The sequence below is a fragment of the Rheinheimera marina genome, from assembly GCF_042654345.1.
GTDB lineage: Bacteria > Pseudomonadota > Gammaproteobacteria > Enterobacterales > Alteromonadaceae > Pararheinheimera > Pararheinheimera marina.
Map to the genome: position 1 here is coordinate 92,602 of NZ_JBHSGB010000004.1, position 24,480 is coordinate 117,081.

The window sequence follows — 24,480 nt, forward strand, 5'->3', positions numbered from 1 at the left end:
GGCAAGCACTTGAGACCCCAGGAGCATAGTCAACCTATGTGACTGGGGCGAAAGAGCACAGTCAACAAAGCTGCAGCTTCAAGTACGAAGGCGACCGTTAGAACTGTACTGTTACCCCAGCCATATAAGTCCTGCCACTAAAGGTGGTGTTATAAGCCCGGTCACTGGAGTCACTGTACAACTCATCCCGCACATTGGTCAGGTTTATCGCTTCCAGGTTCAGTTTTACGTTGTCGCTAACACGGTAGAACGCTGAGAAATCAACGTTGGTGGTGGCATGGTAACCGCGCTCGTCATCGTCAATAGAGCCACTTTCCACTGCAGTGATGTAACGGCTGCGGTATGCCGCGGCCACACGGGCGCCCCACTGCTCAGTTTCGTAATACAGGGTGAAGTTGTAACTCTGTTTGGATAAACCTGGGAAGGCTTTAATTTGATCTTCGCCGGAGTTTTCCACGTTGCGATACAAGGTATTGCCATCTGCCCAGGTGTAGTTGGCGATCACACCTAAGTTGTTAAAAGGCGCAGGCAGGAAATCCAGATCCCGTTGCATCGCCAGTTCAAAGCCTTTGATGGTGGACGAATCGGAGTTTTGCGGCGACGACACATTAAAAATGTCATCGACGGTTTTGCCTTTTGGCAGTAACTCGGCCGGTAAACCTAATTCGCTGTACACAATTTGCTGGGTTTCAGTGACGATAAAGTTATTAATATCTTTGTAAAACACAGCGGCAGACAACAAACCTACGTCTTCAAAATACCATTCCAACGCCGTATCAAAGTTATCCGACTCAAATGGTTGCAGATGTGGGTTACCCACAGAAATCTGGCCTATGTCGTTTTCACCCAAAGAGGTTTGGCTGACATTGGCCGAAAACGCCATAGCCCCCAATGAAGGACGGGTCATGTTTTTGCTCAGGCCAGTACGCCAGATCACATCTTCAGCAAATTCGTAGGCAATATTCAGGCTTGGCAAATAGTCTGAATAATCACGCACCATTTCGGTTGGAATGCCTTTGGACAAGCCTTTTGACGTTAACTCTGTAGTGAAATAACGCACACCAAGATTGGCACGCAGCGGCATGCCCGCCACATCGTATTCAGTGTCGTACACCAGATAAGCCGCCTGAGTTTCTTCGGCCAAATCATAGGCCGAACTTTCCACTGTGTAGGCATCTGTTAAGGTGAAATCGGTCAGGCCATAAAAGGCCTGTAAGGCGGCCATATCACCTTGTAACCAGCTCTGGTCCGGGTGACCGTTAAAGACTTCAACCTGCTCTGCAGTCAGGGTTTTGACGCCCTGGTTCTGTGGTGTCGCCGCATTACTGGGGAAATCCTGCGCCACCCGCTCAAAACCTGTATTGGTGAATTTTTTATAGTTCAGGCCAAATTTCAGGCTGGAGCTGTCGGTTAAGCCATAGTCAAAATCCAGTTTGGCATTGTCAAAGTCGGAGTAGATAAAGTTGGACTGGAAGTACAAATCTTTCACTGTGTAACCGTCGAGTTGGGTCACATCAAAGCTCGGCGAATAGCTGTGGCCGTAAAAAGCGTCCTGGGTGAAATCGGTAATAATGTTCACTTTTTTACTGGCTTCGATATTCAGCTTATTCACACGCGGCTGTTCATAATCCGACGAGCTGTGGCCAATCATAGCGCTCATTTTCAAATCGTCGGTCAGAGTCCAGTCTGCGGTTAAGCTGACCTGATCCAACACCGACTCGTTGTAGTCTTGCCGGTTTTCATTACGCCAGGTGGCGTTTTTGTAATCGGCATACACCACTTCTTTGCTGCCGTTATTGTCGCGCCACACCAGGCTGTTCACCGTCGAGTTGTCCTTCACCGCCATATGGTGCTCAGACAGCTGGTTCTCCAGCTTGCCATGCATCAGGTCCAGTACCAGGCTGAAGTCGGCACTGGGTTTGTACTGCAACGCCGCGGTAATACCTAAACGGTTTTGCTCGTTTTCCCAGACCGAATAGCGGTGACCCCGCGGAAACCACAACTCACCCGAGTTCAGCAGGGCCTGCAGTTCAGTGTCGCTGGCATCCGCCGCTTTTTTGCCAGTTTCACGGCGCCAGCGCGTGGTGTTGGTGCCGTATTCGTTGGTGGCTCTGTCGCTATAGGCCACAGACACCAGAGCACCTACATCGCCCCAGGTATTAGACAATAAAGCCGCGATACGAGGGTCTGTGCTGTCGGTATTGCTGTTGGTGCCTGCCTGAGCAGAAACAGCAGCCTGTGCGCCGTCGTAATCAAAAGGTTTGGCGGTGCGTAAATTCACCGTACCAGCGATGCCACCTTCTTCCTGATCAGCAGAGTAAGATTTTTTCACATCAATCTGGTTAAACAGCTCTGAGGCAAAAATATTAAAGTCAAAAGCCCGGGTACGGGATACAGCGCCACGCGCATCCATAGGCGACGACGAGGTGCCCAAAGCTTCCATGCCATTCACCTGAACACGGGTAAAATCCGGCCCTAAGCCGCGTAATGAAATCTGCCGGCCTTCACCACCTTCACGGGTAATAGTGACACCAGGCACCCGCTGCAGTGAGTCGGCCAGGTTTAAATCCGGAAAGTCTGCAATGTCTTCAGCCACTATCGAGTCCTGCGCAATCATGGCTTCGCGTTTCAGATCTTTGGCTTTGATAATAGAGCTGCGAAAGCCTTTGACTTCAATTACTTCAGTTTCCTGAGCTTTAGCTTCTGAAGCAGATTGAGCAAGTAAGACAGGGCTATATAACGCTGGTAGTGCAGCCAGCACGGCCAAAGCCAGATGACTCTTGCGAAGATTCGTCTTCATAATTATTCCATTGCATCCTGTAAGTTGAGTAAAACAACTGCGCAAAAGCACAGCGACTCCCCTAAAGAGCAATGAGCAGCAATTTCCGGACAGAAAGATTTATGAAGGTTTTTTTACGGCCTGCCAGTGGACTGTAGCGGTGGTTTTAGCACGACAAAAAAGCGGGCCTTACGCCCTAATACCGATCAGATAAGCAGTTTTTATGCAAAAACTGCTTATCTATTCTCGAGTTGGTTCAGCTGCAGCGGAAAAGGCAAAGCCCACGCAGACCCGCCGTGGATATATCCCTATAGGCTCCTGTTCGGCATCCATGCCTCACAGGGTCTGCTTAGTTCTCTGCCTTTCCTCGCCCTGGACGGACTTATCCGCTTCACTGTCTTAGTGAAGGTAAATTCCGATACTGCACCATAAAAAATAATGCCAGTCAGCTTAACTGACTGGCATTAAGCCTTACGCCCGCCCTGTTGTGTTAGTTGATCTCAAACAACTCCACATCAAAGATCAGCACTGACCCAGGTGGGATTTTACCTGCGCTGCGCTCGCCGTAGCCCAGATTAGACGGAATATAAAAGCGGAATTTATCGCCCACTTTCATTAACTGCACCCCTTCGGTCCAGCCGGGGATCACGCGGTTGAGTGGGAAAGAAATAGTTTCACCACGCTCGACTGAGGAGTCGAATACTGTGCCGTCTATTAAAGTGCCGTGGTAATGCACCCGCACTGTGCTGCTGGCCGTTGGGTGAGTTTCGCCACTGCCGCTTTGCAATACCTCGTACTGCAGGCCAGATGCGGTGGTGGTCACTCCGGCTTTTTTCGCGTTTTCCGCTAAAAAGGCCGCGCCTTTTTCCAGGTTCAGCGCGGCAATTTTCTGGTTATTGGCATTGTTGTAGAAGTACCAGGCGACGCAGGCAATGGCCAGAATGGCTAACAGAATTTTCATAAGGGGTTCGCTTTAGTGAATTCAATGAGGGCCATCTTAGGGTGCTTCGCTCTTTTGGTCAAAATCGAAGACCCGCTTCCGGAGCTGAGCTTGCCCCGCCCGCCTCCAATTGAAACCATAGTTCGCAGTCAACAAAACCGCAGCTTCAAGTACGAAGGCGACCGTTAGAACTGCACTGTCACACCGGCCATAAAAGTCCTTCCACTCAAGGTCGTGTTATAGGCTCTGTCGCTGGAATCACTGTAGGATTCATCCCGCACATTGGTCAGGTTTATGCCTTCAATGTTCAGCTTTACCTGGTCATTCAGCTGATAAAAGGCTGAAAAATCCACTGTGGTGCTGGCATGGTAACCCCGCTCATCATCGTCGATGGAGCCGCTTTCGACCGCCGTGATGTAACGGCTGCGGTGGGCTGCTGCCAGCCGCGCGCCCCACTGCTCTGTGTCGTAATACAAGGTGAAGTTGTAACTCTGTCTGGATAAGCCAGGAAAAGCTTTTACAGCATCCTCACCCGAGTTCTGCACATTGCGGTACAAGGTTTTGCCGTCTGCCCAGGTGTAGTTGGCCATCACCCCAAAGTGGTTGAAAGGGGCGGGTAAAAAGTCCAGCCCGCGCTGCAAGGCCAGCTCAAAGCCTTTAATGCTGGAGGAACCCGCGTTTTGCGGCGATGACACATTAAAGATATCGTTGATGGTTTTGCCTTTTGGCAACAACTCAGCAGGCAGGCCCAGTTCGCTGTACAGCAGCTGCTGCGTCTCGGTGACAATCAAGTTGCTGATATCTTTGTAAAACAGCGCCACCGACGCCAGGCCCACCTCGTCAAAGTACCATTCCAGTGCCGTATCCAGGTTGTTGGACGCAAAGGGTTTCAGGTTCGGGTTACCACGGTTGACGTTGCCGTTGTCCTGCTCATTCTGCAAGGTCTGGCTGACGGCGGCCGACAGCGACATATCGGTGGGCGAAGGCCGGGTGATATTCTGGCTCAGGCCACTGCGCCAGAGCAGATTGTCCGTCAGTTCATACACCAGGTTCAGGCTTGGCAGGTAGTCGGCATAACGGCGCTGCAGGCTGACCAACTCACCCGACGGGTAGCCTTGTGAACTCAGTGTGGTGTTGAAATAACGCAGGCCCAGATCCAGTTTCAGCAGACGCCCGGCCACCACTCCTTGCCAATGGGGTTGCAGGTAAAACGCCTTGATCTGTTCGGTCAGATCATAAGCAGAGTTTTTCACCAGGTAGTGGTCAGTCAGTACAAAGTCCTGCAACCCATAAAATGGCAACATGCTGGTTAAATTGCCTACCAGCCAGCTTTGGTCCGGATGCCCGCTAAACAGCCGCACCCTGTCGGCCGTCAAGGTTTTTACGCCCTGATTCTGCGGCGTCGCCACATGGTTCGGAAAGTCCTGCGCCATCCGCTCATACCCAGAGTTGCTGAATGTCTTATAGTTCACGCCAACACTTAAACTCGCGTTGTCATTCAGCTGGTAATGCAGGTCCAGCCGGGCATGATCGAAGTCTGAATAAATAAAGTTCGACTGAAAGTACAAATCTTTCACTCTGTAACCATCCAGGCTGGTGATATCAAAGTCAGGTGAATAGCTGTGGCCGTAAAAGGCGTCCTGGGTAAAGTCAGTGATAATGTTCACCTGTTTACTGGCTTCAATATTCAGCTTGGTCACCTGCGGCTGCTCGTAGTCCGAGCTGCTGTGCCCCAGCAGCGCCGTCAGTTGCCAGCTCTCATTCAAGCGCCAGTCGGCACTCAGGCTCAGCTGGTTAAACACAGACTCGTTGTAATCCTGCCGGTTCTCATTGCGCCAGCTGGCGTTTTTGTAGTCAGCGTAAACAACTTCTTTGTCGCCAGTCTGCTGGCCAGAACTGCCTCGCCATACCAGGCTGTTGACGGTGGAGTTGTCCTTCACCGCCAGATGATGCTCTGACAGCTGGTTCTCCAGTGTGCCGTGCATCAGGTCCAGCGCCAGGCTGAAATCGGCACTGGGTTTGTACTGCAAAGCCGCGGTAACACCTAAACGGCTTTGGTCATTCTGCCAGACCGAATAGCGGTGGCCACGCGGGAACCACAACTCGCCTGAATCCAGCAGCGCCTGCAGTTCGGTGTCGCTGGCATCCGCTGCTTTTTTTCCTGTCTCGCGCCGCCAGCGAGTGGTGTTGCTGCCGTATTCTTTGGTTGCTCTGTTGCTGTAAGCCACAGACACCAGCGCTCCAACATCGCCCCAGGTATTAGACAATAAAGCCGCGATACGAGGGTCAGTGCTGTCGGTATTGCTGTTGGTGCCCAGCTGGACCGACAGCGTCGCCTGCCTGCTTTCGTAATCGAAAGGTTGGGCGGTATGTAAATTCACCGTGCCGGCAATGCCACCTTCTTCCTGGTCGGCCGAATACGACTTTTTGACATCAATCTGGTTGAACAGCTCTGACGCAAAAATATTAAAATCAAAGGCCCGCGAGCGGGATACGCCCCCGCGCGAGTCCATTGGTGACGACGAAGTGCCCAATGCTTCCATGCCGTTCACCTGCACCCGGCTGAAATCCGGCCCTAAGCCGCGTAATGAAATCTGCCGGCCTTCGCCGCCTTCACGGGTAATGGATATTCCAGGCACCCGCTGCAGTGAGTCCGCCAGGTTTAAATCCGGCCAGTCGGCCATGTCTGCTGCCACCAATGAATCCTGTACACCAAGCGCCTGGCGTTTTAGCTGCAGTCGCGCTGGCCACAATGCCGGGTCTGTCTGGCTGTCGGCCAGGTTGCCGCTGGCCCGAATGGCGATCACTTCGACTGCAGCTTTACTGGCATTTTTGTTGCTGGCTATAAGCGGCGCAGGGGCCGGCGGCTCGGCTCTGGCTTTAATCAGCCAACCCTGCGCTTTGGGGATCGCCTGCAGCGGCTGGCCTTGCAACAGCAGTTGCAACAACTGCTCAGGGGCAAAACGGCCCCGTAGCGCCGGCGCCTGCAAGCCCGACAGCAAGGCCGGGTCAAACAACAGGGGTTGGTTCACCTGGCGGGCAAACTGTAATAGAGCCGCAGCAAGCGGCTGCGCAGGTAAATCAAAATCTTGCTGGCGGGCTGCACCGGCAGGCTCAGCCAACACACTCAGGCTGACAGCGGCTGTGAATGCAAGCCAGGGATGGATCAGCCTGAACATCCGCTTCATCTGACGTCAGGGTGAGCGCACCAGCCGCACACCCTGAGCAGACCTTTCCAGTTGCAAATCATAGGTTTGCTGTAAGGCTTGCAGGGTCTGGCTGATATTGGCCAGCTCAAAACGACCGGCTACCCGCAGTTGGTCCAGCCCAGGCCCGGCACTGACTGTGGTAGAGCCAGAACGGTTGAGCCGGTGCAGCAGATAAGCCAGCGACTCGTTTTCAATTTCAATCCAACCGGAGCGCCAGTCTACCAATTGCTGCAGGTTCACTTTGCGTACGTCCGACAATTGGTGATTGCTGATCCGCACCTGCTCACCGGCTTTCAGTAACAGGTTGGGGCCGGCCGCACTGGCCTGCACCTGCACCGCGCCTTCATACACAGTGATATCAATCAGGTCCGGGTCCTGGTCAATAGTAAATTCAGTGCCAACCGCCACCACGCTGGCCTGGCCCAGTCGCACTTCGAAAGGCCGTTGTTTGTCTTTTTCCACCGCAAAGTAAGCAGCGCCCAAGCCTTGCACCACCTGGCGCTTGCTGGTGGTGAAATTCACCGTCAACTGGGTGTCTGGAGCCATATCCAGCACTGAGCCATCGGTCAGTTGTTGCTGACGACTTTCGGCTTTGGCGGTATGTAATTCGTAAGGTGCAGTAGCGGGTCGCCAGGCCACACCCAGATAAAGTCCGGCCAGCAGCACCAGGCTGAATGCGGCGGCGCTGGCAAAACCAATTTGCGGCCACTTTGTGTTCAGGCGGTTCAGGCTGCGGGACGGGTAACGCGCCAATAGCTGGTTTAAGGCTGGGTCGTTCCAGGTTTCCACCATCGCAATCAGCACGGCTCGGTGTTGAGGATCAGCGTCCAGCCAATGGCTGAATCGTCGTTTGCTCAGGCTGTCCAATTCGCCCGCAGCGAGTTTTTCTACCCAGCTGGCGGCCTGCTCGTAGATGTCCGGTTCTGTTCGTTGGTAATCAGTCAAGTCTGCTACTCACCTGCTGCGGTGTTGATCAATCAGGCGCTGAATATCGGCCAGCGCCCTGCTTACATGTTTCGACACTGCATCATCACTAATCTGCATTGCTCTTGCAATTTCACTGCGACTTTTGCCTTCCATCCGGCACAGCACAAAAGCTTCCCGCCGCAACGCAGGCATCTGTTGCAGCGCTTGCTCCAGCAGGGCCACAGTTTGCTGCTGACTGACCTGCTCTTCCGGGTTGGCTCGCTGACAAATCAGTTCGTCCACCGGATCGGCTGCTGTGGCTTTTAGCCGCATCAGCATATGGCGGGCCACGGTAAAGGCATAGGCTAAAGGGTTCTGAATAGGCTGCTGTCGCGACTGCTCCAGTACCCGGGTAATGGATTCCTGAAAAATATCGGCAGCATCGGCCTTGCTGGCATTACGCTCCAGATAGCGGGCCAGCGACCCGGAGTTTTCCAACCCCTGGCTTAGCTGTTGATTTGGCTTTTCTGCGGTAGACATAAAGGCCCCAGTATTCCAGTGTTCTGCCAAGCCTACCTGCATTGTATGACAGTCATTTGACAACGTTGTCTAAAGTCCGAACCGGCACAATCAGCTGCAATGCTTTTGCTGTTAAACAGCCCGAACCTAGCAGTCCCCAGGTTTGAGCAAGGTAAAAGGTTTGTTATGATTGTTCTAACTCTATACCATAGGACATGGTTATTTCTTACAGCGCTTTCCCAAAGTCAGGTACACCAGGCTACGCTCCGTGGTACTGATGGGAACCCTTAAAACCACAAGAGCTTATGACATTTGAACAACTGTTAGCTGATCCCCGGTTAAAACACGCTTTAGCCAGTGATGTCCCCACACCGCTGTACCATCAGGTGTATTTATTTCTGAAGGAAAAAATTCACTCAGGCGAAATTCCTTACGGTGAAAAAATGCCGACAGAACATCAGCTGTCCGATGTGTTCGGTGTGTCCAGAATTACCGCTAAACGGGCAATGGACGATCTGGCGGAACAAGGCTATATCAGCCGTCACCGCGGCAAAGGCTCGCACGTCACCTACAAGCACCGTGCTGAACAACTGAACATTCCCGTTATAGGGTTACTGGAAAGCCTGGCCATTATGGGCCGTGAAACGCAGGTACAGTCGCTGATGTTCCGCAAAACCATTCCGCCACTGGATATTCAGGAGCGTTTTGGCATTGATGGCAACACGCAGCTGATCCAGTCGCAACGGGTGCGTTTGTCTGACGGCATCCCTTTTGGTTATTACGGCAGCTGGACCCGCGATATTGGCGATATGTACAGCGAAGAAAACCTGCTGAAGATGTCGCGTATGGATATTTTCCGCATGGCTGGCATTGAACTGCATTTAGGCAAAGTGAAACAGTCGGTCACCGCCACCCTGTCGAACGTGGATACCGCCATGCACCTGGGCATTCCAACCGGCAAACCATTGTTGGTGCTGGACCGCTCTATGTACGACAAGAACGGCGAACTGTTCGACCATATGTACGCTGTGTACCGTCCGGACCAATACCAGTTCGAGATGGAATTTTCGATGAAATAACCCCGCAGTGCTGGCATTCTGCAGCCTTGCGGCCATTTAACCTTTTGTCATGGAAGTGATATGACCGTAAAACTCGCCAGTCTGCCAGCCATCTGCCTGCTCGCCGCCACCTGCGCTGCGGGCGCTGCCTCAGCACAAAACCTGACCATCCACTTGTCCGGGGTGAAATCCGAACAAGGCCAGTTGGTGGTGCGGGTGTACAACAACAAAAAACACTGGCTGTCTGACAAAGCCGATGAAATCTTCAAACAACAGAGTTTTCCGCTGCAAGGCCAGGTGAAAGACGCCAGCGTCCAGCTCAGCCTGGACCTACCCGCCGGTGACTACGCCATCTCCCTGTTCCAGGATCTGGACAGCAATGCAGAGCTGAAAAGCAACTGGATAGGCATTCCGAAAGAACCGGTCGCCACTTCCAACAACGCCAAAGGCAGCATGGGCCCACCAAGCTACAAAGACGCTGCGTTCCAGATTGCAGACCAACCGGTCGAGCAGCAGCTAAATCTGACGTCTATTGATTAATAGCGTTATTGCAGGCATTCGACATTATTCACTGAGACACGGATTCCGTAGCGGGTAAATCAGCCATCGCCAACTACTGTGTTCGCACTTCGCGCGCTCACTTTTAAATTGTTCACTACGCAGTTACTCCTATCTATTTTGCTGGAAAGCGGATTTGAAAACTTGCGCACAATTTTAAAAAATGAAGTTGGCAATTGACGATTATTTGTACTTATGAAAGAATCACAAAGTACGCCAATGACGCACTCAAAGTGAGCAGCCCGTGATATTTGTCGAAACATCCATTTTCACGAAACGCCTGAATGAATTGATGCTAGACGATGAATACCGTGAATTTCAGCAGTTTCTGGCGAATAACCCAGAAAGTGGGAAATTGATAAAAAACAGCGGTGGTTTACGGAAAATACGTACGCCCCTCGGTTCTCACGGCAAAAGCAGTGGTGCGAGGGTCATTTATTATTATGTGGAACCTGATAGTCATATAAGGCTACTGCTGATTTACGCGAAAAGCGAGCAAGACAACCTGACAGATAAACAACTGAAGTTATTGAGAAATATTGTTGAGAGGTGGTGATATGAAAGACAGCCTGTTTAATGAGCTGCTGGAAAGCGTGCAACAAATGGATGAAATTGTTCGCGGCGAACGCCAACCTTCCCGAGAGACTTTTGTTGCGGCAGTGAAGGTGAAAGAAATCAGGCAGAAAACTAACCTGACCCAAGCGGCCTTTGCGGAGCTGATTGATGTTCAGCTAGGCACGCTGCGTAATTGGGAGCAGGGCCGTCGTGAGCCTACAGGTCCGGCAAAAGCCTTGTTGCGAGCTATTGAGCGCGACCCTGAGCATGTTTTGGCAGCGCTGAACTAGGGCTTGCTGAGGGTCCAGCAGCATTTTTTCTGAAGATAAAGGGAGCCAAGGCTCCCTTAATTTTTCTACCTCAGCACTGCCCTACTCTGCGACAGGCGAACCAGCCAGATTTGGATCACAGCCAAATCAAACCTGCATAAGGTTTGGTTTTTAACGAAGTTAAGCGGGATTCTAAGTTACCGCTGTGCACTTCAAGTTTATTTCCATCCGGATCCAAAAAGTAAACCGAATGCCCTTCACTGGAATCTTGCTTCCATTCTCGAACGGCTGCTTTTCGCAATTTTTCAACGAATGGAGCAAAATCAACTTGCGGAATGATTACCGACCGACCCCGACATTCAACAGCAGCGCCAGCAACACTTTATGCAAACCGCCGCCGACCCCGTCAAAGCCAAAGCCTTTATCATGGAACGCGGCATGCTCAACTGCGTACGCGAATCGCTGCTGGTGGAGTGATGGAGTGTTGCTGAGGTATGGTGATTGAGTGGTGTTTTAGTAGAGCTTGAGATTGCAGGGGCCGTTTGGCCCCTTTGTTATTTTGAGCCCGCATGAGCAATCAATTATTCACCACTATCGGTGATTAATTAACGAAATCCGCCACTACAGCACTATATTCACCGTTATTGGTGAATATATTCGTGCCTGCCAAATCAGAGAGATGTGCCCCCCCCCCTGTTTCAAATGTGTTTTACGAAATTCCAACGAGTGGAGGTACGGAGCAAGGCCATACCCCGAGTTTTTTATGAGTTGTTTTGCAGCAGGATTGTTTCACTAAAATCACTCTTGAATGCATCCAATTCATAAGGTTCGCCTTCTTTATCAAGATACAGCGAAAATAGCACTGGTTTTCCGTCATCATCGGTTAGTTCAAACTCTGCGCAAGCTGAGCCAAAGCTACGCTCTGAATGATTGATTCCAATCTTTAAGCTCCCCATCTTGCCATCATCCATTGATTCCACTTGTAACGATTTTGCGTCATACGCTAGATCTGCACGCAAAAATAGCTCGTTTAGGATTCGAGCTTCAACGGCCGTTGGGGTTCGCATATTCAAAACTCATAACGCCGCAAGCAGCGGCGAGCGTTAGCGAGTCCAGCACCGAAGGTGCGATGCTGACTTGCCTTGTTAGCAATGTTGGTCAAAGCATAGTCCGATTACAGTAAGTTGCCTTTTCAAACTCACTGACATTCATAGCAATATTTGGAACATGCGGAAACATGGCTACTAACCTCTCAACAACCGACCGTGACAATTTTGCTCGCTGCTCAGTAGTGCGGCCTTGCATAAGGCTCGAAAAAACGTGGATGAAAAGCTCTCGCTTCGCGCCCACCAAATACTTATTGTAGGGATTTATCCGAACTTTAATATCACCGATATCAAACAAATCAGAGGCTACAGCAACCAAATGAATTTGCTCCGCAATATATTCCTCAGAGTGACTATCCAGTATCTCAACCGAGCAATCGACAATAAAATGTGGCATTGTTCTTCCTATATCCGCTAAAAAGATAGGTTTTCACCCTTGCTCGTCAAAAGCTGCTGATGCCTGCCTGTTCCAGTAATTTTGGTGCTTGCTCTTGCAGCTCCAGATACAAAGCCCGCGCAGGTGTCAGCTGTTGCTCAGCCAGGTAGGCTTGCAATAACGCTAGCTGATATTGTGGATGCTGAAAATGTTCAGCAATTTTTGCCATCAACCGCAATTCGGTGATTTTGTCGGCGGGCGTTTGCGCCAGACGATAACTGTACATGCCATACAAAGCCAGATAGTTCAGATCATAAAGACCGGGCTGTTGCGCCAGAGCGATATCAATATGGGCAACCCCGTTGCTGCGAGCGGTTGCCAGCAACGTCATCGTCGCTTCCTCCGGAAAAGGCGTGCGGGTGCGGGGTGTTTGACCCAGTTGCAGCGCTAAGAGATCAGCTGCGGCAGGCACAGACATTGGGTTTTGCGCCGTGATCAACAGCTCGTCATGCGCCACAAAAGGTAACATCGGTTGGTTCGCGACAAACAAGGCACCAAGTTCGCGTAAACGGGTTTCGAGGATAAAAGGGAACTTATCCAGCAGCTCAGCACTAAAAGCCTGCTCTTCGCGTAGCGTAAAACTGTTCATTTCTTTGCCTGCAACCCAATAACTGCCATCCGGATTTTTCAGATTGACCAGTGCCGCCGAACCATGACAAACCGCGGCAATCCGTTTTTTTTGTTGCACCATCGCCTGCAGAAACTGCTGCGTGCCAGCATCTACCGGCAAATCAAACATGGCGCCATCACCGCCAATAATAAATACCGCCTCATACTGAGTGGCAAGTTCAGCGGTTGGAGCTAAGGTCTGTTTCAGTTGCCTGAGCGCTGGCGTCTGCTGCTTAAATTGCTGCATATAGGGCAAATCGTCTTTGCGGTTGTGCACTGGTACGGTGCCGCCTTTGGGTGACAAGATATCCAGACTCAAACCATTTTGTTGCAGCACCAGATAAGCCTGGGCCAGCTCTTCCAAATCATAACTGATGGCTGGATCGCCTTGCTTGCCATAACCGGAAATCAGCAAGGCAACTTTATGGTTGCTGACAGGCTGCGTCGCAGGCTGTTGTATTGCTTTGGCTGGCGCCAAGAATATGCCCACTATCAAGCCGAATATCATCAATGGTAACTTCATCTTCTACTCCTTGGTGTTGATTCAAGTTGAAGTTACCTTGGTGCTTGTCGTGTTTTTGTGAAGCGCTGTTTTTCCAGAGAGTTAGTGAAAATGCTTTACGTATTTTTCGGCAACCGCTCAGACAAGGGTTGAATTTGCATCAAACCGGATGGTGATTTCGAATTTTTGCCCATCGTCCGCAAGCTGCAATTGCCAATGTTGAACCTCACAAATGCGCTGGATCAGGCTCAATCCCTGGCCAATACCTTTACTCGCCGTAGTGCGCTGGCCACTTCGCAGTGGATCGCTTGGTAACGGCAAGCTAAAGCAATTGCTGATCACCAATTGCATCGCGCTGAGTTTAATGCCGACTTCGGGTTCTGACGCATACTGCAGCAAATTAGTTAGCAGGTTTTGCAGCAACATCTGACACAGGCTGGGGTTAGCGACAACCCAGACCTCTCCGGCAAGCTCTAAATCTAGCTGTAAGCGCTGGCCGGCATCACTGTGATTTAAAGCAAAATTTTGGAGCAGGGTTTGCTCCAGCAGCTCGGTCAGATTAAACCGCTGCTGCGGTACCGATTCAGCCCTTGCCAAAGCCAATAAAGTTTCATTGGTTTGTTCCAGCGTCAACACTGCTTGCGCAAAGGCCTGCTGCTCTGGCACAGATAGCGCAGTACCAGCTGAGGGATCAGACAGTAGATTTTTCAGCACGCTGAGCGGTGTGCGGATTTCATGGCTGATGTCTTTGGTAAAGTTACTTTCACGCGACAAGGCCTGCTGCAAAAACTGTTGATTGTCGGCAATCGCCTGCGCCAGAGTACCGATTTCATTCTTTGGAAACTGGCTGGCAAATCCGGGCGCCAGCACCGGTAAAGCCGGATCCTGCACCGCCGTGGCCAGGCGCAGCACCGGATCGGTAATCTGTCTGGCTAACAGCAGCGCGACCGGCAGCACGACCAGCAAACATAACAACAACAATAACAGCAAAGCACCGGCTAACAGTGGCGATAACTCGCGGCTCACTTCAAAAGCCGCGACATCCGCCAGTAACACATAGGGTTGCCCACCCAACTGCAGCACCTGCAAATGCACTGTTTTGCCTTCCTCCAGCCGATATTCCACCCGCATGGGTTCACGCAGGTAACTTTGATACAAAGTCTCGGGTAGTGCTTGCCAACCCTGATACAACTGCATAAAGGCCGGTCTTGGCGGGTTTACCATGCCGGATTGCTGATAATGTTGTTGCAGATACGCGGCTTCTTCGCTGACCAGCCGGTTAAAAATATTGTCCTCCACCACCCAGGCATACACCAGCACCAACAGGCTGTAGCCCAGAGTCAGCAGCAACACCAGGCCGGTGACCAGCTTTAACAACGCCACGCGAATGGAATGAGGCGAGCGGATTGGCCTAATGTCCGGCATCAGGTAACTCCAGCCGAAAGCCAATGCCATGCACAGTTTTAAGCAAAGCGCTGGCAAAAGGTTTGTCCAGCGCATTGCGCAAGGTGTAGATATGACTGCGCACTGCATCACTTTCCGGAGCGTCGTCGCCCCAGAGTTTAGCATTGAGTTGTCGCTTACTGACCGCATGCGGATACGCTTCGGCCAGCAGTTGCAACAGGCTAAAGTCAGTGGCAGATAAGTTGAGCGGCACTCCGCATCGACTGGCCTGCCGCGCTGCGCGGTCGATGGTTAAATCGCCCAACAACAGCGTCGGGCTTTGATGCAACCGATGGCGACGACACAAAGCCAGTACCCGGAAATACACTTCTTCCAGTGCAAAAGGTTTGGTCAGGTAATCATCGGTGCCTACTTCAAAACCGCTGATTTTATCCTGCAGGCTATCGCGGGCCGTCAGCATCAACACCGGCGGGTTATAAGCGCTTTGTTTGAATTGCCGACACAGCACTAAACCATCCAGATCCGGTAAGGTTAAGTCGAGGATCATCAAATCAAACTGCTGCTGTTGCATCAGCAACTGCGCCAGCTGGCCGGTGGCAGCATAATCGGTGACCAGGCCCTTCGCCTGCAAAAAGTCCAGCAGCTGCGTCGCCAGCACGGCATTGTCTTCTACCACTAAAACATGCAGTTTTTCATTCATCGTCTTTCTTTACTTGAGATTAATAGCTCACTGAGCGGTTTGCTGTCGCTGTTCAATCAGTTGCAGGCTCTGCTGCAACGCAGGGTCGGTGTCATCGACGCTCAGCATTGCTAACGCTTTATCGTCGAAACGGACATCTGGCTCAACACTGTGACGATGCAGTTTGCCATTAGGCCTGACCAAGATACGTGTTGCGACATAAGCCCGCAATTGCGAATGTGGCAGATTAAATAAATTCCCTTGCGCCGTCTGATTGGCAAAACCTTCAGTCGGACTGCCGAGCAGCGTGGCAAATTGTTGATCCTGAGCGGCAGTAGCAAACACGATGGCGGCAGAATAAGTCCGTGGGCCAATCAACAGGTAACTTTTCCCGGCAAAACGCTTATTGACCGCAAAAGGTTGTTCCCATTCATTCCAGTCTTGCTGCAGCAGCGTACCGGTTTGGCCTTTATAACCAAACCAACCGTTATTGTGTGGGTTAAGTTTTTCTCGCACCTGCGAGGCTAAACGAAAGGGTTTAACGCTTAAATAGCGGCTCAGATAGTTGACTGTATCGGTATTGCCGCCAGTATTTTGCCGCAAATCAATCAATAGCGAATGCACCTGTTGCTGTTTCATCGTAGCAAAACTTTGATCAAGAAAATCAGCAAACTCGTCTTCATCCAGGTCAAAAGTGTTGAGTTGCAATAAACCTACCCCAGGCCGAATTTGCTTGTAAGCATAATCCTGCCACTCTGCGTCAACCATTTGCCAATCTTGTCCCAGTTGCAATTGCAAGGTCTGCACTGGCTGATGCATGGGTTTGAGTGTCACTTCAAACTGATCTTTCCAGCCAAGCGACGCCCACAAACTCAGGCCAAAACGTGACACTAGCATTTCCTGGCGCAACGCTGCAGTTTCACCATTGCCATAGGCTTGTAATGTATCGAGTAATTGAGTAACGGGCACTTGGTTGATGCTCAGAATTTCACTACCGGCGCTGACCTTCGAACCGTCGGCTAACTGGTAGCTATGCTGCAGCAACAAACTGTCATTTTCGGCCAGCTTGAGCTGCCAGGGGAAAAAGAAATGGCCTTGCGACTGCAATTGCCGGTACTCGGGATAGGGCCACAACAACAGGGTATGGCCATCATTAAACGTCTGATTTAACCGCGCAATCAATTGGTAAAACTCAGTACGCAGCAGTGGTTTGTTAATCTGCTGCTTTAATAGCTCTGCGTGTTGTTCTATCTGCGCCAGATCGGCGTATTCGCTAAGCTCTGGATGCCAGGCAACGACAACCTCAAGCAAATGATCGATATCGGCGTGCATCTGTGCAACGCTGAGTGGTTGCTGCGGCAAAGCCGGATTTGCCAGCTCCGGGAATATTTGCAGATGTGATTGAGTGCAAGCTCCCAAGCATAGCGCACAGAGGATGATGAGATATGTGGCGAATCTTTGTATTAACTTTTGCATAAATGTCTCCTTCAAAAACCTGAAGTTAATGCAAAGCTTGTCGTGGTTTTGTCGTGGTTTTGCTCTGGCTTGATGCTGTCAATTGGCTGGTGACAACTTAGCCTGATTGCGCTTATGGTTGTTTCTACTGAAAAAATGTTCGCCTTCGGCTGGCACACCGAATTTGGCCACATGGTTGTCGTCTGAATACTGGTATCTGGCAATATCATGACATGGATAAGGTACGTTTTTTAACGTTCTGGCAATGCTTTGACGTCTCGAAATTTTCGAGAACAGTGATTTGTTGGTTTTCAAGCAAGTCCGTTTTCAGTGAAAAGCACCGATTGAATCGAATCTCTGTGAATTTCCACTTTTGGTACAAAGCAGCCACCAGCAAAACAGACAGTGGTAACTGCGTAGTGAGCGATATAAAAGTGAGCGCGGGAGGTGCGAACGGGCGAACGCAGTAGTTGCCTTTGGCTGGTTTCCCAGCCACCGTACTTAAATTCCGGAAACAACTTTCCCCTACACCACTCGATTATCCCGCTCGCCGGCTTTAAAGCTTTGGATATTGCGGCCAATAATATTGACCAGATCTTGCTGGGCTTCCTGGCAGGCCCAAGCGATATGGGCGGTGATTTTTAGATTATCCAGTTTGGCGTTTAGCAGAATATGCTCGGCTGGTGGCGGTTCTTGCTCTAAAACGTCCAGCACGGCGTAGCCAATTTGCTTGCTTTGCAAGGCGCTCAGTAACGCCTGGTTGTCAACCAAAGCGCCGCGGGCTGTGTTGATCAGCATGGCGGTTGGTTTCATTTTTGAAAGCGCAGCAGCATTGATTAACCCAACAGTGTCCGGCGTTTGTGGGCAGTGCAGGCTGATAATGTCAGATGTTGCGAGCAGCTCGTCGAAGCTAACGCGGCCCGGACGGATCTCTGTCGCGCCTGCGTGTTCGCTAATAATTACTTTCATATCAAAAGACAAAGCGATTTTCTCCACGCCTTTGGCCAAAGCGCCGTAGCCGACTAAACCCAGGGTTTTATCTGCCAGCTGATACATCGGGTTGCCCAGCACCACAAAAGTCGGGCTTTGTGGCCACAGGCCTTTGGCGGTGTTTTGGTTGTGGTGTTCGGTTTGGCTGTAGTGCGCCAGTATTTGTGCAAACACATACTGCGGCACAGTGTGGCGGGCGTAACCGGCCACATTGGTGACTGCAATGCCAAGCTGCTGCGCCGCTTTTAAATCGATATTGTTGGTGCCGGTGGCGGCAATACACACCAGTTTCAGCTGGGGTAATTGCTTTAAGGTGTCGGCGTTTAACAGCACTTTATTGGAGATAATAACGTCGGCGTCGCGGCAGCGTTCTACCACTTCGGTTGGCTGAGTGATGCCGTAGCAGGTCAGGCTGCTAGCTTGCTTTTCGATAGCTGAAAAGTGAATGCCAGGGCTAAAAGTGTCGCGATCCAAAAATACCGTTTTCATGCAAAGTGCTCGTCTGAAGAAGGAAACAACAGGCCTTTGGCTGGTAAAGGCCTTCAGCAGTCTACTCGGACTGCCCGCTAAACGCCGAATAAATATCGCTGGCACTGGCCAGCCAAATGTCTTGCTTGCTGGTGAGGTAAGCAAGCAGCTGCTCAAAATAAGCAATGCGGTGCGGCTGCCCCAATAACCAGGGGTGAATATTCAGCGCCAGCAGTCGGCCGCCATATTGCTCCGCCTCTGCCAACAATAAATCGCAGGCGTCACACACTTGCTGCAGATAAGAGGCTTCATTTGGATAACGATTCCTTAGTAAATCATTCCTGAACGAATTAACTCACTATAGCGTTAACCTTTGTTTTGTAAGTTAGATAGTAATTCCGCCATGGCTTTGTCTGGCCATTGGTAGTCTTTTAGCCCTTTGATGGTGCATGGCCTATGGCTTAACTCGGCACTGTAACGGTATGGGCTAATATCTGATACGGCAGTGTTGGTGTAACCTAGGCCATAATCAATATCTTGCGCTATTTGGTTCATTGTACCCTGCACAGAGCGGTTACATTCGGTGTCGAACTGTAACGTTGCCAAATGCTGCGTGGCGGTTACGACCAGCTCATGCGGTAAACCACTTTTCAGTAAGCTGTTTATAAACACATCTTCAAAATGCCATTGCAGCTTGGCAAAGTCTGACTTTGTTAAACAGGAGATAAACACGGCGTAGCGCGTGGCGTCATGCACGGCGATCACGCATTGTCTGCGTTGGATTGTGATGAGGTTAGCGTGCCAGTTTAGCCACTTTGCCTGCAAGTCAATACTTGTTGGCATCGGTGCATTTATTGTGGTGTTAACAGGTAACTTTGTATACAGCTTTTTAGTGCAATGGAAGATCACTCACTACCTCTTTCATAACCCAGTGCAGTCGCAGGATTTTGCTCGTTAGCCAGCATAAAGTGGTTCTTTTACCAAAGCTGATGCACTGCCTCTGTATCACCTTCGCGAAATCTGTTCGCACAATTCAGAATTTGTTCGCTGTAATTAAGTCTTGTCAACTAGCAGTACTGCCCGGCTACCCAGCCAGAAGCCCAGGCCCATTGGAAATTGTAGCCTCCTAGCCAGCCGGTTACGTCCACCACTTCGCCGATAAAATACAGGCCTGGCTGCTTTTTCGCTTCCATGGTTTTGGAGGATAACTCGTTGGTGTCAACGCCGCCCAAAGTGACTTCGGCGGTGCGGTAGCCTTCGGTGCCGTTGGGTTTAAACACATAATGGGTCAGGCTGTCGGCCAGCTTTTGCAGTGCTTTGCCCTGCAAGGCTTTAATTGGCTGATTGGTAAACACCTTTACTTCCAGCAGCTTTTCCACCAGGCGTTTTGGCAGCAGGCGGGACAAAATGGTTTTTAACTCCTGGTCCGGGTGTTGTTGCTGCTGCTCCTGCAAAAAGCCATGCAGGTCTTGCTGTGGTGACAGGTTAATAATCAGATCATCACCGGGTTGCCAGAAGCTGGAGATTTGCAAAATAGCCGGGCCGCTTAAGCCACGGTGGGTGAACAACATATCTTCCGGGAATACGACATCGTTGGCTTCAGCAGTGACAGGCAATGACACCCCACTGATTTCTTCAAACACCGCTTTGTCAGCCGGTTGCCAGGTCAGTGGCACTAAACCGGCCCGCACCGGCAGCACGTTCAGGCCAAACTGTTCAGCCAGCTGAAAACCAAAGGCGGTGGCGCCTAAATTAGGCAGGCTGAGGCCACCTGTTGCCACCACCAAACTGTGGCAGCGGCGTGATACAGCGACCGTATCCAGTTGATAACCGCCTTGCTCCAACGCCTTTACCGCCGTAATGTCCTGCTGCAAGGCGATCTGCACCCCGGCTTTATTACATTCCTGCTGCAACATATCGACAATGTCTTTGGCGCTGTCGTCACAAAACAGCTGGCCCAGCGTTTTTTCGTGGTACGCAATGCCGTATTGCTGCACCAGCGCAATAAAGTCCCATTGGGTGTAACGGCTTAACGCCGATTTACAAAAATGTGGGTTGTTGGACAGGTAGTTGGCCGGACTGGCGTACATATTGGTGAAGTTACAACGACCGCCCCCTGACATCAGGATTTTGCGACCTATGCGTTTGCCGTTGTCCAGCACCAGGGTTTTACGGCCACGTTTAGCCGCTTCAATGGCACAAAATAAACCGGCCGCCCCTGCGCCCAGCACAATCACATCAAATTCCTGCACCGCTGTCTGCCTTAATTTTGGTTCGAAGAGCTGTGCTCTGTCGGGTTTTGCGTTAAATCATAGCCCAGCATCAGGGCCTGGAAATCGGCATCCTGCCAGTGAAATTGCGGTAGTTGCTGCTGCTCTTTGCGTAAACTGCGCAGCAGGCGGGCCAAAGTTGCCGCTTTCCACTGCTGGCCGCCACGCTGACCGCACTTATCAAAATCAATCAGGTAAAACTGGCCCGCGGCATACAAAATATTGTGGCAGTTCAGGTCTGAGTGCCAGATTTGCTGCTGATGAAAGGCACGGATCATCGCGCCTACCTGCTGCCATTCAGCCGCTGTCAGTGCGCGCTGTTGCAGCAGCTGGCTTAAATCCTGAGCGCCTTCAATGCGCTGCAACAAGATATCGGCACTGTAGCCAAAGCCCCGGCGCTGAAACAACGCCAGCCCAGGTAAAGGTACAGGTAAACCGGCTTGATGCATCTGGCGTAATAAGCGAAATTCCGCCATGGCCCGGCTTTGTGTCACAGGCACAGGGCAAAACCAGTCTTTATTCAGTTTGCCGACCAAACCGCCGCGGTAATAATGCCGCAGCACCCATTCGCGACCAGCGGCTTTGACAAACCAAACGGTATTACGACCTTTGCTGCTACCCACCACCGCCTGTTGCTGTTGCCAGAAGTGCGGCCTGAGCAAATCGGCATTTATTTCCGTTTTATTGGCCAGCAAACCGTCGGCAGAAAGTTCGGAGAAAAACTTCGCATCCGCCCAAATAACATTAGAGCTTTTTTCCTGGCAAACAAAAGCTTGCTGCTCAAGTAACTGCTGACTGCGTTGCAGCAGCCTGGTGACCACGCCCTGCTCTTTACAAAACAGCTGGTAACCGGTTTGCCCCAGTTGTACAGCCTGCTCTGGCTGCTGCTGCCACTCTGTTAAAACAGCTGCAATAGCTTGCGCATCGGCAGCAAATTGCACCGCCTGCTGTTTTTTCAGCGCGCTGAACAGCACGGCAAAATTAAACACATGCGGACCGCTTAACACAGGTTTGGCAAAGGCCATGGCTTCCAGCGGATTATGGCCACCACGTTCAATCAGGCTGCCGCCAATAAAGACCCAATCGGCCAGTTGGTACCAGCTAAGCAGTTCCCCCATGGAATCGGCCAGCCAAACGGCGGTGTCGTGCTGTGGTAATTGCTGCAGGCTGCGACGGCAATAACGCAAGCCCGCCTGTTCAATCAAACTGGCGACGCGGTCAAACCGCTCTTTATGCCGCGGCACCAGCACCAGCAGTAGTTCGGGGACTTGCACTTTTGCCAGTTGATACGCCTGCAACAGCACTTCGTCTTCACCCGCATGGGTGCTGGCCGCTACCCAGACTTTGCGCCCTTGCAGCTGCGGCTTCAGTTGGGCTGCCAGCTCTGTGCTTTGGGCCGGAATGCTCAGATCAAACTTAATATTGCCCGCGTTTTCGACCCGCGCCGCGCCCAAGGCTTTAAAACGGCGGGCGCTGTTGTTGTCCTGCGTTTGCACCAGGCTCAGGCGGGCCAGCAAACCGGCACTCAGCCAATAAAAGCGGCGATAGCCTTTGGCTGAACGGGCCGATAGCCGCGCATTGACCAGCTGCACTGGTATGCCCAGCTCAAAGCAGGCCTGCAGCAAGTTCGGCCACAATTCGGTTTCCATCACCACTACCAGCTTGGGCGCCAGCGCTTTTAGCCAGCGTTTGGTAAGCCAGGGGTAATCAAAAGGCAAATAGGCATGCTGCAACTGGCCCGGCGCGTAAGCTCGTATGGCCTCCGATGCAGTTGGTGTGGTGCAACTCACCAGCAGCGGCAAATTTAAGCTGGCAAGCAATTGATTCACCAGCGGTTTGGCAGCATTAAACTCCCCCACGGACACCGTATGCAGCAATACCCCGCCCCGGGCTGCTGCCGGCGGCAGTACCAGGCCGAAACGTTCTGCAAAACGACGGCGATAGGCCTGATCTTTACGGGAGCGCAGCAACAAATACAGCAGCAACAGAGGCGTCAGCAGCAGCACCAGCAGGTTGTACAGCAAGCGCAGCAGCGCAAATTTCATTGCCTGTCCTTTTGGCTGACATACTCAAACAATTTGGCTTCTTTTAAAAAGGCATACATGGCTTCGATATGTGCATGCACCAAGCCGCGTTTGCCGGATAAACACATACGCTGGAAAAAGTAGGATTTAATAAAGGTCAGCGGAAAAATCAGTACTAACTTGAGTAGTGACGGTTTTTTGCCTTTTTCAAACTTCTCAAGAGCTTTTAAGGTGCTGTATTTGTTCTTCTTTTGCATCAGAAGCTCTGTGGTACCATATCCATAGTGCTTCACTAAGCCAACCGATTTCAGCACCTGCACATCGGCTGTCAGCACCAGGTTCTCATGCACTTTGCGGTTTAATGGATACTCGGCCTGCCCACGGCGGAACAAACGCACAATTGAACGTTTGCCAGAATGCGCAGACATAGGCGCGCCCCAGAACAAGTCTTCAAAATACAGTTTTAATGCCTGATTCTGATTCGCCGCTACGGTGGCACGAATATGCTGCACCACAGCCGCTGACAGCACTTCGTCACCATCAACATTCAGCAACCAGTCGTAACTGCACTGGGCCATCGCGAAGTTCTTTTGCTGCGCAAAACCAAGCCAGTCCTGATGAATAACTTTGGCGCCTTTGGCCTGAGCAATAGCCACGGTATCATCAGTACTACCCGAATCCACCAGCACAATTTCAGCAAAGTTCTGCAAGGCATCCAACACTTCAGCAATATGTTTACCTTCATTTAGCGTCACCAGAAATACGCTGGCCTGAATTTTAGTCATGACGTTTTGCCTCAGCGTCCGCCTGCAAGGTTACCAAGGCAGCATATTTATGGAAGCCATATTGGGCTAACACCAAGGCCATTAGAAAGCCGCGCCAGCCGTCAAGAATGCCACCATGCAGCAAATACTGCTGCAGGAAATCAGTGAAAAACCGTAACACGGCAAAGGCCAGACTGCTGCGTTTCCCTTTGGCAAATTTTTCTTCCGCCAGCAGGCAGGCATATTTCAGATGTTTTTCCTGACAGTGCTGATAACTACGCCAGCTATGGTGGATAATGGCAGACTTGAGCACCCGGCTTTTTTCATTCGGGATCAGCAGGGTTTCATGCACCTGGCGGTTTTTGAAACTAACGCCCTGCTTTAAGAACAATTTGCCCTGGGGGGATGAATAGCGGCCATGCTTTAATAACTTGCCAAAAAAGTAGGTATGCCAGGGGATTTTAACCAAATTCACATCCAAATCAGGCTCTGACAGTACCCGATCAATCTCTGCCTTCAATCCATCTGTCATGACTTCATCGGCATCAATATTCAGTACCCACTCATGCTCACAGTAACTTAAGGCTCTGTTGCGCTGTGGGCCAAAGCCTGGCCAGTCAGTCTGATAGACGGTGTCGGCATAACGTTCGGCAATTTCTATGGTACGGTCTTTACTACCGGAGTCCAGCACGATCAATTGGTCAACCCAACCCGCCAGCGACTTCAGGCATCGTTCAATGCGGTCTTCTTCATTGCAGGCGATAACAAAACACGAGATTTTCCGGGTTCTTGACACAACACACTCCCTGTTTCTGGGTACTGGCTAAAAACGACTGGATCATAGCATTAATTGGTTTCCAGCCTCTAGTTCACATGCCTCCGGCAGCCCTTGCACTGCCAGTGCCTGCCGCAAAGGCCTGGCGTTGTAGAAAAATTACTTTAGCGACGGCAAATATCCGTTAAAATGCAAACAATTCCGT

At 51.2% G+C, this 24,480-nt stretch carries 22 protein-coding genes and 1 pseudogene; 4 read left to right on the plus strand and 19 right to left on the minus strand.

The window, feature by feature from the left end:
- Positions 1-97 precede the first annotated feature (97 nt).
- The 5 genes from ACFO3I_RS03865 to ACFO3I_RS03885 all read right to left on the minus strand — a co-directional run bounded on the left by ACFO3I_RS03865 (position 98) and on the right by ACFO3I_RS03885 (position 8,374).
- Positions 98-2,800: a TonB-dependent receptor gene (locus ACFO3I_RS03865; protein WP_377331917.1), complete on the minus strand. Its 2,703-nt coding sequence runs from the start codon at positions 2,798-2,800 to the stop codon at positions 98-100.
- 469 nt (positions 2,801-3,269) lie between these two features.
- On the minus strand, positions 3,270-3,740 hold the full coding sequence (locus ACFO3I_RS03870) for an FKBP-type peptidyl-prolyl cis-trans isomerase (protein WP_465269130.1): 471 nt from the start codon (positions 3,738-3,740) through the stop codon (positions 3,270-3,272).
- Between the two features lie 164 nt (positions 3,741-3,904).
- The gene (locus ACFO3I_RS03875) at positions 3,905-6,907 is read right to left on the minus strand and encodes a TonB-dependent receptor (protein WP_377331918.1); all 3,003 of its coding nucleotides are present in this window, start codon (positions 6,905-6,907) and stop codon (positions 3,905-3,907) included.
- A 6-nt stretch (positions 6,908-6,913) separates the two neighbouring features.
- Positions 6,914-7,873 (minus strand): FecR family protein, encoded by a 960-nt coding sequence (locus ACFO3I_RS03880; protein ID WP_377331919.1) that lies wholly within the window; start codon positions 7,871-7,873, stop codon positions 6,914-6,916.
- 9 nt (positions 7,874-7,882) lie between these two features.
- Complete coding sequence (locus tag ACFO3I_RS03885) at positions 7,883-8,374, minus strand: RNA polymerase sigma factor (RefSeq protein ID WP_377331921.1); 492 nt, start codon at positions 8,372-8,374, stop codon at positions 7,883-7,885.
- 284 nt (positions 8,375-8,658) lie between these two features.
- Here ACFO3I_RS03885 and ACFO3I_RS03890 point away from each other — a divergent pair, with 284 nt between their 5' ends.
- The 4 genes from ACFO3I_RS03890 (at position 8,659) to nadS (ending at position 10,814) form a co-directional block, all read left to right on the plus strand.
- A complete protein-coding gene (locus tag ACFO3I_RS03890) occupies positions 8,659-9,432 on the plus strand; it encodes a GntR family transcriptional regulator (protein WP_377331922.1) in 774 nt (257 codons plus the stop codon).
- Positions 9,433-9,492: 60 nt separating this feature from the next.
- Positions 9,493-9,951, plus strand: a complete 459-nt coding sequence (locus tag ACFO3I_RS03895) for a DUF2141 domain-containing protein (RefSeq protein ID WP_377331924.1) — start codon at positions 9,493-9,495, stop codon at positions 9,949-9,951.
- A gap of 262 nt (positions 9,952-10,213) precedes the next feature.
- A complete protein-coding gene (locus tag ACFO3I_RS03900) occupies positions 10,214-10,525 on the plus strand; it encodes a hypothetical protein (protein WP_377331925.1) in 312 nt (103 codons plus the stop codon).
- A gap of 1 nt (position 10,526) precedes the next feature.
- On the plus strand, positions 10,527-10,814 hold the full coding sequence (nadS, locus tag ACFO3I_RS03905; protein ID WP_377331927.1) for a NadS family protein: 288 nt from the start codon (positions 10,527-10,529) through the stop codon (positions 10,812-10,814).
- Positions 10,815-10,929: 115 nt separating this feature from the next.
- Here nadS and ACFO3I_RS03910 read toward each other — a convergent pair.
- The 14 genes and pseudogenes from ACFO3I_RS03910 to ACFO3I_RS03975 all read right to left on the minus strand — a co-directional run.
- Positions 10,930-11,109 (minus strand): annotated as a pseudogene (locus ACFO3I_RS03910) (VOC family protein); the annotation flags it as partial.
- Between the two features lie 445 nt (positions 11,110-11,554).
- Complete coding sequence (locus ACFO3I_RS03915) at positions 11,555-11,860, minus strand: DUF6984 family protein (RefSeq protein ID WP_377331928.1); 306 nt, start codon at positions 11,858-11,860, stop codon at positions 11,555-11,557.
- Positions 11,861-11,951: 91 nt separating this feature from the next.
- The gene (locus tag ACFO3I_RS03920) at positions 11,952-12,296 is read right to left on the minus strand and encodes a 5-carboxymethyl-2-hydroxymuconate Delta-isomerase (protein WP_377331930.1); all 345 of its coding nucleotides are present in this window, start codon (positions 12,294-12,296) and stop codon (positions 11,952-11,954) included.
- A gap of 46 nt (positions 12,297-12,342) precedes the next feature.
- Positions 12,343-13,467, minus strand: coding sequence for a type 1 glutamine amidotransferase domain-containing protein (locus ACFO3I_RS03925; RefSeq protein WP_377331932.1), 1,125 nt, complete (start codon positions 13,465-13,467; stop codon positions 12,343-12,345).
- A 117-nt stretch (positions 13,468-13,584) separates the two neighbouring features.
- Positions 13,585-14,871 (minus strand): ATP-binding protein, encoded by a 1,287-nt coding sequence (locus ACFO3I_RS03930; protein WP_377331933.1) that lies wholly within the window; start codon positions 14,869-14,871, stop codon positions 13,585-13,587.
- Positions 14,858-15,550, minus strand: coding sequence for a response regulator transcription factor (locus tag ACFO3I_RS03935; protein WP_377331934.1), 693 nt, complete (start codon positions 15,548-15,550; stop codon positions 14,858-14,860). Before ACFO3I_RS03935 ends, ACFO3I_RS03930 begins: the two co-directional genes overlap by 14 nt.
- Positions 15,551-15,577: 27 nt before the next feature.
- Positions 15,578-17,005, minus strand: coding sequence for a S41 family peptidase (locus tag ACFO3I_RS03940; protein ID WP_377331935.1), 1,428 nt, complete (start codon positions 17,003-17,005; stop codon positions 15,578-15,580).
- A 504-nt stretch (positions 17,006-17,509) separates the two neighbouring features.
- Positions 17,510-18,463, minus strand: a complete 954-nt coding sequence (locus tag ACFO3I_RS03945; protein ID WP_377331936.1) for a D-2-hydroxyacid dehydrogenase — start codon at positions 18,461-18,463, stop codon at positions 17,510-17,512.
- A 61-nt stretch (positions 18,464-18,524) separates the two neighbouring features.
- Positions 18,525-18,731, minus strand: coding sequence for a polysaccharide deacetylase family protein (locus tag ACFO3I_RS03950; RefSeq protein ID WP_377331938.1), 207 nt, complete (start codon positions 18,729-18,731; stop codon positions 18,525-18,527).
- A gap of 77 nt (positions 18,732-18,808) precedes the next feature.
- Positions 18,809-19,351 (minus strand): DUF6933 domain-containing protein, encoded by a 543-nt coding sequence (locus ACFO3I_RS03955; protein WP_377331939.1) that lies wholly within the window; start codon positions 19,349-19,351, stop codon positions 18,809-18,811.
- 158 nt (positions 19,352-19,509) lie between these two features.
- Positions 19,510-20,694: a BaiN/RdsA family NAD(P)/FAD-dependent oxidoreductase gene (locus tag ACFO3I_RS03960; RefSeq protein WP_377331941.1), complete on the minus strand. Its 1,185-nt coding sequence runs from the start codon at positions 20,692-20,694 to the stop codon at positions 19,510-19,512.
- A gap of 11 nt (positions 20,695-20,705) precedes the next feature.
- Positions 20,706-22,757, minus strand: coding sequence for a lipid IV(A) 3-deoxy-D-manno-octulosonic acid transferase (gene waaA, locus ACFO3I_RS03965; RefSeq protein WP_377331943.1), 2,052 nt, complete (start codon positions 22,755-22,757; stop codon positions 20,706-20,708).
- Positions 22,754-23,521, minus strand: coding sequence for a glycosyltransferase family 2 protein (locus ACFO3I_RS03970; protein ID WP_377331945.1), 768 nt, complete (start codon positions 23,519-23,521; stop codon positions 22,754-22,756). The genes waaA and ACFO3I_RS03970 overlap by 4 nt, the downstream gene beginning before the upstream one ends.
- Positions 23,514-24,296: a glycosyltransferase family 2 protein gene (locus ACFO3I_RS03975; protein ID WP_377331947.1), complete on the minus strand. Its 783-nt coding sequence runs from the start codon at positions 24,294-24,296 to the stop codon at positions 23,514-23,516. The genes ACFO3I_RS03970 and ACFO3I_RS03975 overlap by 8 nt, the downstream gene beginning before the upstream one ends.
- Positions 24,297-24,480 lie beyond the last annotated feature (184 nt).

Coding starts and splice junctions, on each gene's coding strand:
- ACFO3I_RS03865 (WP_377331917.1), bottom strand. CDS start 2,800: ATGAAGACGAATCTTCGCAAGAGTCATCTGGCTTTGGCCGTGCTGGCT.
- ACFO3I_RS03890 (WP_377331922.1), top strand. CDS start 8,659: ATGACATTTGAACAACTGTTAGCTGATCCCCGGTTAAAACACGCTTTA.
- ACFO3I_RS03870 (WP_465269130.1), bottom strand. CDS start 3,740: ATGAAAATTCTGTTAGCCATTCTGGCCATTGCCTGCGTCGCCTGGTAC.
- ACFO3I_RS03940 (WP_377331935.1), bottom strand. CDS start 17,005: ATGCAAAAGTTAATACAAAGATTCGCCACATATCTCATCATCCTCTGT.
- waaA (WP_377331943.1), bottom strand. CDS start 22,757: ATGAAATTTGCGCTGCTGCGCTTGCTGTACAACCTGCTGGTGCTGCTG.
- ACFO3I_RS03875 (WP_377331918.1), bottom strand. CDS start 6,907: ATGAAGCGGATGTTCAGGCTGATCCATCCCTGGCTTGCATTCACAGCC.
- ACFO3I_RS03945 (WP_377331936.1), bottom strand. CDS start 18,463: ATGAAAACGGTATTTTTGGATCGCGACACTTTTAGCCCTGGCATTCAC.
- ACFO3I_RS03895 (WP_377331924.1), top strand. CDS start 9,493: ATGACCGTAAAACTCGCCAGTCTGCCAGCCATCTGCCTGCTCGCCGCC.
- ACFO3I_RS03885 (WP_377331921.1), bottom strand. CDS start 8,374: ATGTCTACCGCAGAAAAGCCAAATCAACAGCTAAGCCAGGGGTTGGAA.
- ACFO3I_RS03970 (WP_377331945.1), bottom strand. CDS start 23,521: ATGACTAAAATTCAGGCCAGCGTATTTCTGGTGACGCTAAATGAAGGT.
- ACFO3I_RS03930 (WP_377331933.1), bottom strand. CDS start 14,871: ATGCCGGACATTAGGCCAATCCGCTCGCCTCATTCCATTCGCGTGGCG.
- ACFO3I_RS03915 (WP_377331928.1), bottom strand. CDS start 11,860: ATGCGAACCCCAACGGCCGTTGAAGCTCGAATCCTAAACGAGCTATTT.
- nadS (WP_377331927.1), top strand. CDS start 10,527: ATGAAAGACAGCCTGTTTAATGAGCTGCTGGAAAGCGTGCAACAAATG.
- ACFO3I_RS03935 (WP_377331934.1), bottom strand. CDS start 15,550: ATGAATGAAAAACTGCATGTTTTAGTGGTAGAAGACAATGCCGTGCTG.
- ACFO3I_RS03925 (WP_377331932.1), bottom strand. CDS start 13,467: ATGAAGTTACCATTGATGATATTCGGCTTGATAGTGGGCATATTCTTG.
- ACFO3I_RS03920 (WP_377331930.1), bottom strand. CDS start 12,296: ATGCCACATTTTATTGTCGATTGCTCGGTTGAGATACTGGATAGTCAC.